The organism is Gulosibacter sp. 10 (genome assembly GCF_900163695.1).
Lineage (GTDB): Bacteria > Actinomycetota > Actinomycetes > Actinomycetales > Microbacteriaceae > Gulosibacter.
This window is the reverse complement of record NZ_FUIC01000016.1, coordinates 89,214-102,416: the sequence shown is the minus strand read 5'-3', so window position 1 is coordinate 102,416 and position 13,203 is coordinate 89,214. Positions and strand designations below refer to the sequence as shown.

Below are 13,203 nucleotides of genomic sequence, written 5' to 3'. Positions count from 1 at the left end.
CGGGGCGGCCGTCGACTGCCCTACAGCCCCTCCGGCAGCTCCGGGCTCGCGTCGGCGAGGGCGTTGTCGGCGGCCGAGCGCACGAGGCTCGAGAGCACGAAGCCCGGCTGCTCGACGCCGACGCCAGCGAGCAGCGCGGTGGCCTGCTTCACGATCGAGCGGGTGAAGGAGGTGGCGGTCTCGATGGCCTCGGCGTAGGTGCCGCGGTCCTCCTCCGCGATCACGACGGGCTCGGCGCCGAGCTCGACGACGAGGGCCTGCGCGATCGGCAGCACCGGCCGGGGCGCGGTGACGGCGCACCATCCCTCGCGGAGACGCGTGAGGTCGAGCGAGGTGCCGGTGATGTCGATGGCCGGGTGGATGGCGAGCGGGATGGCGCCGCGGTCGAGCGCGGCGCCGAGGATGCGCGTGCCGTGGCCCGCGAGGTTGTGCATCACGAGCTGGCCGGGCACCCACGCGCCGGCGTCGGTGAGCTCCCGCACCCGGCGCTCGAGCCGCTCCTCGGGCTCGGCGAGGATCACGAGCTCGCTGCGCTCGATCACCTGCCGGTCGGCGAGCCGCTGCAGCCCCGGAAGCAGGGCTTCGGCGCGCTCGAGTGCCTGGTCGTCGTCGATGGCCGCGCCGATGATGGCGTGGCCCGCTCCGGCCAGGCCCCGGGCGAGGACGGCCGCGGTCGGCTCGTCGCCGACGATGCCGACGCCCAGCCGTCCGTCGCGCTCGGATGCGCTCACCGCGCCGGTCCGTGCGGCGGCAGCGGGGGCAGCGGCGGGAGCTCGTCGCCGCCGGTCTCGCGCGGCGCGTCGGGGGCCGAGGGTTCGGCGCCTTCCTCATCGTGCCCGGAGCTTCGCCGTTCGTCGGGCGCCTGCCCCGCGGGATGCTGCGGTTCGGGCTGTGAGCTTCCGGGGGCCTGCGGCGGGTACTGCGGGCTCGGCTGCTCATCTCGCGGCTCGGCTACGGGACGCTGCGCATCCGGCTGCGGGCCTACGGGCGCCTGGGGCGGGTACTGCGGGCTCGGCCGCTCATCACGCGGCCTGGTGACAGGAGGCTGCTGATCAGGCTGCGAACCGGCAGGCGCCTGCGGCGGGTACTGCGGGGCCGATGGCGGCACGGGCGTGTACCCGCTCGGCTGCGGCGGTGTCGCCGGCCGATCGGATGCGCCTGCCTCGGGGCCCTGACCCGCGCCGGGACCGCGCCGGCGATCGCGACGGAGCGGCGGCTCCGGAGCGGCCTCGGGGCGAGGCTCGCCCTGCGGCTGCGCGGAGCGCGGAGCCTGATCGGCGCCGGGCTGCGGAGGCTGTTGCGGGGCGTACGGCGGCCGACTCGGCTGCGGCGCCCGGTCATGCTGCGGTGCGGTGCCGTACTGCGGCGCGGCGCCCTGCTGGGGCGGCCTGCCCTCGCGCGATGGATCGCCCGGATGCGGGGTCTCGGACGGGCAAGGAGGCTGCCCGTAGGGCGCGCCCTGCCCGGGCGCGCCCCGATCGGGACGGCCCGATCCGTCGAAAGCCGACCCCGGCGCGCCGGGCGCCGGCTGCTGCGCCGGACCGTCCTGGGCGCCCTGCCGCCGCGGCGAGTCCGGTGCGGGCTGCTGCGCCGGGCGCGGCTGCGATCCTGCGGCGTCCTCGCGGCCGGGCTGCGGCGGGTACGGCGGCTGCGCCGGCCGAGCCGCGGGAGCCGGAGGGGAGGCCGGAGGCTGCCAGCCGCCGGGCTGCCCGCCCGCGGGTCCGCCGAACGGCTGCGCCGAACCGTGCCCCTGAGGACCGGAGCCGTGCGGGCCGGCGCTCTGAGGGCCAGGCCCCTGCGCGCCGGGCCCGTACGAATCGGGCCCGCGCGAACCGGAGCCCTGAGGATCAGCCCCCTGAGGCCCGGATCCCTGGGAACCGGGACGCTGCCCCGAACCCCCGGACCCGGTGGCCCCGGTCGGCGCCTGCCCGTGCCCCTGCGCATCCTGCCCGCCCTGCTCGCGTTGCCAGGCCGCCTCGGCCTCCAGCACGCGCATCGTGTACGGGTCGACGCGCTGGCCGCTGGCCTGCGCATCCTGCGCCACCATGTGCGCGGTCGCGAGCGCGGTGCGCGCGGCGGCCTCGCTCCAGCGGTGCGAGGTGTCGGCAGCGGCGCGGGCGATGGCGAGGCTCTCGAGCTGGTCGAAGAGCTGCGTCGAGGTGGCGGCGTCCACGTTCGGCAGGCGCGTGGTCACGGCGCGGCCGACGGTGTTGATCCACAGCGAGACGACGCCGAGGCCGCGCTGGATGGGGCTGTCGTGCAGCGTGATGGACTGGATGCGCTCGCCGGGGATCATCGCGATGCGGCGGTCGAAGTAGCCCTTGCGCAGGTAGATCACGCCGCGGTCGATCGCGTAGCCGAGGCGGCGCGAGGTGAACGGGTGGAGGATCCGCGCCTTCGAGGGCGTGGGGATGAAGGTGGGCTGCGGGCCCGGCTTCATCGCGGTGGTGAGGATCTCCGCGGTGTGCTGGCTCATGTGCATGGGCAGCACGAGGGAGAGCACGCGCTGCGCGTCGGTCCAGGTGCCGACGGGCAGGATCACCTGGCGGCGCAGGTTCTGCGACTGCTCGTTGCTGTCCGAGGAGGCGCTGTTCTGCAGGTCGGCGCGGTCGACGCGCACCTCGTACCAGCCGAACTTGCGCCAGAGCCAGGGCTGGCGCAGCTGCACGCTGTGGATGCGGCCGGGCGGCACGGTGTCGTTGGTCTGGTTGAGCAGGCCGCGGCCGATGCGCACGCCGTCGCTGGTGCCGGCGATGGTGTAGTTCATCGAGCTCATGAGGGTGCTCACCGCGGCGATGCCGCCGATGATGAGCAGGAAGACGCCGATGCCGAGTGCGCCGGCGACGGCGGCGATGAACACGACGCCGAACGAGACGTTGTCGATGGAGGCGCTCAGGATGATCGCGAGCGGGAGGCCGATGATCAGGCCGAACACGAACAGCACGATGGCAGTGACGACCATGCTGAGGAAGGTCGCGCCGGCCACCCGACCGGGCGCGACGTTGACGACGGCCTGCTGCGGCACGCTGCCCTCGGCGAGCTCGGGTGAGGAGAAGTCGTCCACGGCGGCGTCGATGTAGTCGCTGAGCGTGCGCCGGCGGTGCGGCTGCGGCGCGGGCGCGTGGCCGGCGGGGGCCGCGCCGGGCGCGTTCCGCCCCGGCGCCGGAGGAGCGCCCGCGGGGACCTGCTGCTGGCCGGGGGCGGGGGCCGAGTAGCCGTGCTGCTTGCGCTTCTTCGCGCCCGATGCGCGGCGCAGCACGTCGGTGCGCAGGGACTCGGCCTGGTCCTTGCTCAGGTACTGCAGCTTGATGTCGCTGTCCTTGCCGGCGCCGCTCGTCTCGAGCTGGGTGAGGCCGAGCAGCCGCGGCAGCAGCGGCCGGGTGAGGTTGACCGACTGCAGGCGGTCGAGGCGCACCTGGCGGTTGTTCTTGCCGATCACGCCGCTGCGCAGCTCGAAGACCTCGCTCGTGAGCCGGAACTGCCGGTTCTTGAAGTCGAGGAAGACGATGACGCCGATCAGCGCGACGAGGATCACGAATCCGAGCGCCGCGAGCCCGAGCACCGCGCCGAGGGGGAAGTCGAGCTCGTTGTCGAAGATCGAGCCGATGAGGGAGACGAGGATCCAGAAGAGGATGAAGAAGCTCGCGATGATGCCGCCGCCGAAGTTCAGCCACGGCGTGAGCTTGTGCATCTGGTGCCAGTCGCCGTCGGCGAGGCTGGTCGCGAGCGGCTGCTGCGGGGCGCCCTGCTGCCCGGGGTGATGCTGACCGGGCCCCTGCTGGCCGGGATGCTGCTGGCCCGGGTGCGGGGGCGGTCCGCCCTGGTACTGCTGCGGCGCGGAGCCGGGCCGGGCTCCCCCGCCGGGCTGGGGCGGCTGGTTCGGGAATCCGGCCGGCGGCTGTCCCGGCTGCGGCGGCATGCCGGGCTGCTGGTGTCCGCCGCCGTGCTGCTGCGGATACGGCTGCTGCCCGTGCTGCGGCCAGCGGCCCGGGGCGTGCTGGCCGCCGTCGCCGTTCGGGGCCGGATGCCCGGGCCCCTGCCGACCGTTCCCGGAACCTCCCTGCTGCGGTGGACGGCCCTGCGGAGGGTTCTGCTGCGACATCACAGGCCTGCCCGGCGGGTCTCGGCGACCTGGATGAGGTGGTCGCGCAGCTGCTCGGCCTCCGCATAGGGAAGGCCGGGGATGGCGACCTGGGTGGAGGCCGCGGCGGTGACGGTCTTGACCGTGGCGAGTCCGAGCATCCGCTCGATCGGGCCGCGGTGCACGTCGACGAGCTGGAGGCGGCCGTACGGGACGGCGACCATGCGGCTCCAGAGGATGCCCGCGCGGTAGACGAGGTCGTCCTGGCGCAGCGCGTAGCCGATCGCGCGTGCGCGGACGACGACGAAGAAGATCTGGCTCGCGAAGAGCACGGCGGGGATCGCGCCGAAGAGCCACCACCAGCCGTTGTCGGGGATGAAGCTGAGCCCGATCGCGATGGCGGCGAAGATCACCGTCGGCACCGCGTAGTTGAAGGCGCAGAGCGTGGCGTACTTGTTCGATACGCGTCGCCACTGGATGTTCGGATGGTCGAGACCGCTCATTACTCCCCCGTTGCCTAAGGTCGGTGCGGCCCAAGTGTATGCGAGGGGGCGGAAGGGTTGGGATCAGCCCGTGCGGTTGCATCGGCTTCGCACAGCTCCGGCTTCACATATGCCATGCGTCACCGCTTGCGCACGATCATCCTCTTGACGAATCGTTTGAGCCGACGCTTCCGCGCGCTCCAGATGGGGCGTCGACGACGTTCGAGGTGCTTCATCAGCTCGGTCGCGAAGGACTCGGCGAACATCTGCTGCCCCTCATCGTTGAGATGCAGATCATCGTAGAAGTACTGCGCTTGTCCTGAGAGAAGAGCATGGCCATCGATTGCGGGTACTGCGGATTCCCGCCCCACCGAGCACGGCATATGCGCAAGTTCTGCGCGAAGCGCTTGAACACGTTCGTAACGCTCTGCCGGGCGGAGCTTGTTCGCCAGGTAAGGGTCGTCACCATGGGGCGCGTCACGGAATGGCGAGGCCGCAAGGACCAGGTCGACACCGAAGTTCTTGCACGCCGCAACGACGAGCCGCAGGATCGCACGAGTCGCATGCAGGTCGTTCCAACCGCTCTGCTCGGATGGTTCATCGGCGGGGAGCAGGGTCGCGAACCGCTTGGTTCCGTTCCAGTAGCTCCCTTTAGTACCGACGATGAAGCTATCGGTCTGCGGCAGGAAGAACACCACGGTCCCCGCCTCCCGCACGATAGGCAGGATCTTGTTGACAAGCACATTGAACGAATGCAGCGTAGTCGAGCCCGAGTATCCGGCGTTGAGGCATCGATACCCGTACCCCTTCGCATGCAGACGCCGTTCGATCTGCGAAACGAACCGCTTGTCTTCATCCGCGTACATCGATTCGACGAACGAACCGCCCATGAACACGATCGGCGGACCCGCTACCAGCTGGTTGCCGGTCCGCAGGAACCCGCGGTCGTCTCCGCGGGCCACGTACGCCTTCAACTCGAGGGATCCGTCAGTGCGCTGCATGTACTGCGGAGCCGGAGTCTTCTCGCTGTAACTGTTGGGGGCGATCTCCTTGAGTCTGATCGTCCGTTTCGTCCTCGCCATCAACCATCCCTACTCTTGGCGGATGCGTCCGATCCCACCCACAAGCCCTTAACCATCACACACGTTGCTCGCCCTCGCCATGTCAGACGATCGACCACTAGAATTAGCCTCTTACACATCAGTACCGATGCCGACGGCGCCGGTTTACCCTGAGGTTGGTGTCGCTTAGTGAGCAAGACTCGTTCAGATGAGGCGGGCGCAAGCAGATCGCTGCACGAGCAGCGGACTCTGAGGAGCCTCGAGGGGTCCAAGTTCGCCGCAACTGTCCAGAGCATGTACGGCATCGATGACCTCCATGAGGTTACTGGACGCCCCCCGCTCGGACGCTATGTCAAGCAGCTCTGGCAGCGGAGACACTTCATCTGGCTGCAGTCGCGCAGTCGAGTGATGACCGACAACGACGACAGCCGTCTCGGCTCGCTCTGGCTCATTTTCAAGCCCCTGCTCGATGCAACGTTCTACTGGCTGATCTTCGGCGTGCTGCTCGGCTTGGATCGCGGCATGGACAATTTCGTCGCGTTCATCATCATCGGCGTGTTCATGTACCAGTACACCAGCACGGCGCTCTCGACCGGGACGAAGACGATCAGCTCGTCGAAGGCGATGATCCGGGCCTTCCAATTCCCCCGGATGGCGCTCCCGCTCGCGGACCTCGTATACGACTTTCTCCAGCGCATCCCGGCCTTGCTGGTCATGTTCGTGATCATCATGGGAATGCCCCCGCACGAGCTTCCGGAACTGGCATGGCTCCTATTCCCGGTGCTGCTACTCCTCCAGACCCTCCTGGACTTCGGCCTCACGCTCATCTTCGCCAGACTCGGCACGGTGCTTCCGGACGTCAGCCGCACGATGCCGTTCCTCACCCGGCTGCTGATGTACGGGTCCGGTGTGATCTTTCCGATCGGCAATCTCGCGGAGAAGGTGCCTGCGCTCCTGACGGTGATCGAGCTGAACCCCGTGTATGTCCTGCTCGAGTCCTACCGAGGCATCCTGATCGACGGCACGTTCCCCGATCCGCAGCAATGGATCACGCTCAGCGCGTGGGCCGTGGGCCTTCTCATCGTGGGCTTTTTCGTGTTCTGGCAGGGAGAGGAATCGTACAGCCGTGACCAGTACAAGTGACACTGCGGAAACCCCGAATGAACTGACGATGCTCGCGGACAGCATCCGGCTCACCTACAGGGTTCGTGTCGGCAACCGGGACAAGCGCCGGCGCCTCTTCGGCTCGAGCGGCACGAAGTCCACCGTCGAAGCCCTCCGCGGTGTTTCACTCGTCGCGTTCAAAGGGGAGTTCATCGGCCTCGTCGGCCGAAACGGTTCGGGAAAGAGCACCCTTCTGCGAGTCCTGGCAGGACTCGAGACGCCGACCTCGGGGTCGGTCCTCGCCAAGTCGAAGCCGCAGCTCATGGGAGTCAGCGCCGCGTTGATGCCGAAACTCACTGGCCTCGACAACATCAGGATCGGCCTGCTCGCGATGGGGCTCTCACCCGACGATGCGGAATCCCGAATAGACCGCGTCGCAGAACTCGCCGACATCGGCGAATCCATCTACATGCCCATGCGCACATACTCGTCCGGCATGGTGGCCCGTCTCCGGTTCGCGATCTCCGTTTCCGCCGACCCGGAGATCCTCATGATCGACGAAGCCCTTTCGACGGGCGATGGCGCCTTCAAAGAGCGTTCGAACGAGGCCATGCGAGACCTCATTTCCCGCTCGGGAACCGGCTTTCTCGTCAACCACTCGGCGCCCGCAATCCGGGACCTCTGCACCCGAGTCATCTGGATGGACAAGGGGGAGATCATCGAAGACGGCGGCACCGATGAGGTACTCCCCCATTATGAGGAGTATCTCCGCGCGCTCAAACGTCGCGGAGAACGGCGAGGCGCGTGGATCCGCAAGAAGTACGGACAGACGTTGGAGGACCGGACGCAGCAGATCCTCGACGGCTCGATCCCGCCGAAGGCGATCGTGTCCGCCAACACCGATGATGAACTAGACGATGAGGCCGATGACATGGATCGGGATGCCTGATTCGCATCCCATACACTCCCCTCAGGACGATCTCTCGACCCCCAGCGCTAAAGGAATGCTCACGTGACTGTACCCAAGGTAATCACCGTCTACGGCACTCGCCCGGAGGCCATCAAGGTCGCCCCGGTCGTGACCGCCCTTGAGGCCGATGATCGCTTCGACGCGTTCGCAGTCTCGACGGGCCAACATCGCGAGATGCTCGATCAGGTCAATTCGATGTTCGGCATCACGCCCAAGTACGACCTGGGAATCATGCGCCCCGGCCAATCCTTGAACCAGATCGTCTCCCGGGTCGTCGAAGAACTCGACGCGGTGATCGAAAAAGAGCGGCCGGACGCGATTCTCGTGCACGGCGACACGTCGACCGCGATGTCCGCCGCCATTACCGCGTTCAACCGAGAGGTCAGGGTCGTTCATGTGGAGGCCGGACTTCGAACCGGCAACCTCTTCTCGCCTTTCCCCGAAGAGGCGAACCGTCGTCTCATCAGCCGAGTAGCTTCTCTGCACCTCGCGCCGACAGCCGAGTCGAGGGAAAACCTGCTTCGTGAACAGGTGGACGCCTCGACGGTGCCGGTCACCGGCAACACCGTCATCGATGCGTTGCTGGAAGCCACGGCCTGGAACACCACGTTCGCCGATGAACGGCTCCAGCAGGCGGCGGACAGCGGGCAGCGCCTGGTACTCATCACCACGCACCGGCGCGAGAATCTCGACACGATGTCCGCCATCGGCAAAGCCATGCGCCGCCTCTCCGAGCAATACACGGATATCAATTTCGTGCTGCCCGCGCACCTGAACCCTCGCGTCCGCGATGCCGTCTTCCCCCACATCGAGGGTCGTTCGAACATCATCGTGACCGACCCTCTGCCCTACAACGAGTTCACGAAGCTCATGGGACGTGCCGCGCTCGTCCTCACCGACTCGGGCGGTGTGCAGGAGGAGGCTCCGAGCCTGGGCAAGCCGGTGCTGGTCATGCGCGAGAACACCGAGCGCCCCGAGGCGATCGAAGCCGGCACCGTGCGGCTGGTCGGGACCGATGAGGAGCGCATCGTCGCGGAATCGGCTCGGCTGCTGGATGACGACACCGCCTACCGCGAGATGGCGAACGCGGTCAACCCGTACGGTGACGGTAAAGCCGCCGAACGATCGGTCGCCGCAATCGCGGAACTCCTCGGCGTCGGCCAACGGCTTCCGGATTTCTCGCCGGTCCACAGCAGCGAGTAACTGCTCACCGCATAACGCAGAAGCCGCCGTCACCCGTTTGTGACGGCGGCTTCTTGCCCACGTACCTGCTACAGAAGATTCACGATTTCTCGACCGATCCGTTCCGGACGGAAATGCTCGTACATGTATTCACGCACCGCGTTGGACTCGGTCTTGAACTTCTCCGGATCCGCTACGAGTTCGCGGATACGCGCCACGGCTTCCTCGGCGTCACGCACCAGCCAGCGCCGGCCGTACACCAGCTCGGCGCCTGCCCACGGCAAGATGATCGGCACGCACCCCGCGGCGCCGCCTTCGGCGATCGCCTGATGCGTCCCCTCGTGATCACTCGTCGACAGCACGAAACCGGGCTCGGAGTTGTACCAAGCGGCGATGTCCGAGCTGTGGCCGCCGAAGACGACGGCTTCCTGCAACGCGGACGACTGCCCAATGCGGCGATACTGCTCCTCGAAGAAGGCCTTCTCCGCAGGCCGCTTCAAGAGCCACTCGTACTCGGTGTATTCCTTGCCCTTCACGAGCAATTTGACTTCCGGGTCCTCAGCCGCCAACTGCTCGACGATATCCAGGGCGATGTCGAAGCGCTTCGACTGCGGCACCGAGCCCACGAATCCAAGATTCTTCGCGTTGATGTCGGGACGGTAGGAGTCGAAGCGATCGAAATCAAACGTGTTGCCGATCACCACGCACTTCGACGACGGGATTCCGAACAGCACCTGCGCCCGCCGCATTCCTACCGGCGACACGAAGACGAACGTATCGATGTTGTCGATATTCGCATCAGCCAAATGGCGGGTGCGCAGTTCCTGCGCATGCAGACGAGTGATGAGCTTCTGGCCGGGTAGCTTGTTCTGGCTGTACCACCGCACGTTACCCAAAGCCCACTCGCAGAAGATCACGTCCGCTTCGGCAAGCAGTTTGCGGCTGTACTCCTCGTCGTGGATCGCATGCCCCTGCCAGCGGTCGACCAGGACTTTGTGACCTGCCTCTTGAATAGCAGCACTGATCTGCGGGAAGAACTTGAAGTCGTGGCCAGCGATCAGCACGGTCGGCTTGCCCGCCTGTTCGATGATCGAATCTGACTTCGGCTCCGATGCTTCGGTAACCACCTGCCAGGCGAATACCTCGCCATCGTCGAGGACGGGTTCGGTCCCAGCCGTGATGGACTCGTAGGCCTCCAGCCCGTAGAGGACGATGCGCTGATTGATATCCGCGTTCAACGTTGCGATCGGAACATAGGGATCCCCCTTGTCCCAGCGTACCGCGCGCTTTCCGACCGCCTTCCATTGGCCGAACCGCAGAGCGCTGACGAGATCCTCGACATCGTGGTTGCCGAGTTTGCCGACCGGGCGCTGCGCACGGATGACATGGTCGATACCGCGTTCGCGCAATTCAGAACCGCGTCGTTCTGCCAGTACGTGCCGAACGGGGAGACCCGCAAGTTCTTGCGTGGGTTCGGAGTCGAGAAGGTAGAGATCCGGCCTGACTGATTGTTGCTCGAAGACGAGGACGTCCTCGACTGAGCATTCAACCGCGAACCGTTCCAGACGCGGGCTCTGCACGGAAAGCCCTGCGACGCGCAGCATGTAGACGAGTCGATGCGCGCAGGTGTGAGCCTCGTACACGTGGCGCAGCGATCGCCAGAGATCACGATGACGTACCTGCTCCGATTCCTTCCAGCGCCGCAGTGCTCCGAAGGCCTCTTCAGCCGTGGAAACCGTCGGTACGGTTCCGGCCAGGGTCTCGTCGACCCCCTGCCCGGGCGAGCTCAGGACGCTCGCACCGGAAGCCGTGATCTCCACGACCCTTCGCGAGAACATCGAAGGCGAATCGACCACGGAATTGCCGTTCAGGTGAATCGGGTGCGCCTTGTAGGCCTGGCACATCTCCGGGTAGCTGAGGCTCTCACGGGCGTACCGCTTGAAACGCTCCGGCAGCTTGTACGGCGAGTTCGGGTCGTTGTGGATGCGCTCATAGATCGCGAGCCCGTACGGTGCCGATTCATAGAAGAGGAAGTCGAGCCCTTGCTTGCGCGTCGCGTACTTGTCTCCGTAATAGGTGCCGCCGTACGCGATCGTGTCTTCCTTCTCACGGGTCGTGGGAAGCGGATTGTGCAGGAGCGGCTGCGCTGCGAACGGAGCCGACGCGACGACCTTGATACGGTTCGCCTCGAGCGACTTGTAGGCGGGAATGGTCCGAGCATCAGTCGTGAAGACGTAGTCGCACAGGGCCGCAGTGCGCTTGAACCGGTTGAAGTGCACTGGATCTTCCTTGTTCCAGAACATGACCGGGATACCGTTCTCACGGCTGTACTCGATGAGCTCGACGATGGGCGCGTGCGTCTCGTCGTCGTAGTAGCCCACGGTTCCGGTCCATGCCCCGTCGTTCCCCCGCCAGGCGGACTCGATGAACAAGGCGTCGATCTTCTGCGCCTTGTACTGCTCACGCCAATCATCGGGGGTGACGCGCACCGCGGTGAGTTCAGGCACGAAGGTATCCGTGGTGAAGACATCGCCGATGAAGGCGACGGTGTACGACTTCAAGGGCGCCTCAGCATCCGCCGATGAAGCACGCTTCCACTCCGCTCGAAGACCGCGGAACACCGTTTCGAACACGGCACCCGAATGGGACCACTGCCGATTCTCCAAGATCCATTCGCGAGCGTTCCAACCGAGACGACGCCGAAGCTCGGCATCATCGAGCAGTCGCTCGAGTTGTGACCGCAGGCTCGACGCATCGCCCTTGTCGAACTTGAGCGCACGATCCTGGTTCTCGCCGTAGAAGACTCCGTGAGGCGACACGTCCGAAAGCAGCACCGCTCCACCCGTCGCCATGGCTTCGAGCGGTTTGAGCGGCGAGACGAGCTCCGTGACGGGCAGCGATTGCCGCGCAAGCGGAAAGATATCGATGCTCGAGAGATACACCGGCATTTGTTCATTCGGGATACCGCTGATCTGTCGCGTCTCGGCATCGAGACGGAGCCGTCCGATCTCCTTCTGGAGCACCGGCAGGTGCTTTCCGCCGCCGATCAGGAGAAAATTGAATTCCTTGCCGGCTTCCTTCAGATCGGCAAGTGCCTGCACGACGAGGTCGAGCCCCTCGTAGTCGGTAACACTTCCGGCAAAGCCGATGACCGGCAGTTCCGGACGCTCGAACCCGATCCTCTTACAGAGGTTGAGGTCCTTGCCGAGCGGGGCGAACTTCTCCGGGTCGACGCAGTTCGGCGCGACGGAGATCTTCGCGCCGTCGACTCCGCGTTCGATGAGGTCCTGCTTCATCTCGTCGGTGATGACGACGATCTTATCCGCATTCTGCGCGACGAACAGCTCAAACTTCCGGTCGAGCGCGTACTGATCCGTGTCGGCCCAGGCAGGGTTCACCGATGCCGCGGTCACTTCCCAGAAACCTCGCATCTCGTACACGAACGGGATGCCGAGACGACGAGCCGCGATAAGGGCCGGCAGCGCAGAGAGGTAGTTCGAGGCCGCGAGTATGAATTCAGGCTTGTCGATGAGCGCTTCGCGAACATAGGCGTCGGCGCTGATCTGGAAGAAGACGTCGATGTCGCCTTCCCATGCCTTGCCGCCCGGATTATGCGCGTACGTCACGCCGTTGATCGCCCGGGTGAAACGACGGTGTTCTCCGGGCACGCGATACCCGGGCTGAGGCCCCTTGTCCCAGGGCTTCCCCGGCATAGGGGCGACCACCACGTCGAGTCCCCGGCTCGCCATGCCCGTGGCCACGCCCTGCGTACGCGAGGTATACCCGTTGCTCACTGAGATAGGCGAGATGCCCACCGCATACAGAACCTTGTCCTTCGCAGGCACGTAGTTGTACGTGTGGTGCTGCTGCGGGAGCTCATACTCCGCGTCGAGATACCTGTTCAACGATCGCACGCGTTCGATGAACTCGCGCTCCGAGGTGGCGAGAGGCAGATCGGACTTCAGGTGTCCGAGCACCTGGCCGGCTTCCCTGATCCCGCCGGCCTGCTGAAGAATCTTCTTCGCGAGCGGAAAGACGACTGCCGGCCGTTTGCCGCTACGGAGCTCCTTGCGGAGTGTCTCGATGTCCTTGGAGGACTCTAGCCGGCTCCGCGGCTCAACGTTCTTTTTTTTTAGCAGACTTCCGGGATCACGACGAACACGGGCTATTGCCGCGTTGAGCCGTCGAATAAACATAATCATGATAAAAACACTCAGCGCGAGCAGCCAGAATAGAGAAACAATCAGAATGGTATCGTCAAGCCAAAAAGCTGCGACAGAAGCGATAACGGCAGCCAGGAGAAAGAAACCCATTACCGCCTTT

At 66.0% G+C, this 13,203-nt stretch carries 8 protein-coding genes; 3 read left to right on the top strand and 5 right to left on the bottom strand.

Annotated features, from left to right (window positions below; genetic code table 11):
• Positions 1 to 20: 20 nt before the first annotated feature.
• The 4 genes from FM112_RS06715 to FM112_RS06700 form a co-directional block, all read right to left on the bottom strand.
• On the bottom strand, positions 21 to 731 hold the full coding sequence (locus tag FM112_RS06715) for a DUF2520 domain-containing protein (RefSeq protein ID WP_087005426.1): 711 nt from the start codon (positions 729 to 731) through the stop codon (positions 21 to 23).
• Positions 728 to 4,102, bottom strand: coding sequence for a PH domain-containing protein (locus FM112_RS17665; protein ID WP_087005423.1), 3,375 nt, complete (start codon positions 4,100 to 4,102; stop codon positions 728 to 730). The genes FM112_RS06715 and FM112_RS17665 overlap by 4 nt, the downstream gene beginning before the upstream one ends.
• Positions 4,102 to 4,584, bottom strand: a complete 483-nt coding sequence (locus FM112_RS06705) for a PH domain-containing protein (RefSeq protein ID WP_087005420.1) — start codon at positions 4,582 to 4,584, stop codon at positions 4,102 to 4,104. Before FM112_RS06705 ends, FM112_RS17665 begins: the two co-directional genes overlap by 1 nt.
• 119 nt (positions 4,585 to 4,703) lie before the next feature.
• Positions 4,704 to 5,645: an SGNH/GDSL hydrolase family protein gene (locus tag FM112_RS06700; protein ID WP_087005417.1), complete on the bottom strand. Its 942-nt coding sequence runs from the start codon at positions 5,643 to 5,645 to the stop codon at positions 4,704 to 4,706.
• Between the two features lie 273 nt (positions 5,646 to 5,918).
• Between FM112_RS06700 and FM112_RS06695 the strand changes: the two genes are divergently transcribed.
• From FM112_RS06695 to wecB, 3 genes are all read left to right on the top strand, one after another.
• Positions 5,919 to 6,767: an ABC transporter permease gene (locus FM112_RS06695; protein ID WP_087005414.1), complete on the top strand. Its 849-nt coding sequence runs from the start codon at positions 5,919 to 5,921 to the stop codon at positions 6,765 to 6,767.
• A gap of 28 nt (positions 6,768 to 6,795) precedes the next feature.
• Positions 6,796 to 7,677: an ABC transporter ATP-binding protein gene (locus FM112_RS06690; protein WP_087005411.1), complete on the top strand. Its 882-nt coding sequence runs from the start codon at positions 6,796 to 6,798 to the stop codon at positions 7,675 to 7,677.
• Positions 7,678 to 7,740: 63 nt separating this feature from the next.
• On the top strand, positions 7,741 to 8,901 hold the full coding sequence (gene wecB, locus FM112_RS06685) for a non-hydrolyzing UDP-N-acetylglucosamine 2-epimerase (RefSeq protein WP_087005408.1): 1,161 nt from the start codon (positions 7,741 to 7,743) through the stop codon (positions 8,899 to 8,901).
• A 68-nt stretch (positions 8,902 to 8,969) separates the two neighbouring features.
• Here the strand turns inward: wecB and FM112_RS06680 are convergent, their stop codons facing one another.
• Positions 8,970 to 13,193, bottom strand: a complete 4,224-nt coding sequence (locus FM112_RS06680; protein WP_176386711.1) for a glycosyltransferase — start codon at positions 13,191 to 13,193, stop codon at positions 8,970 to 8,972.
• Positions 13,194 to 13,203: the final 10 nt, after the last annotated feature.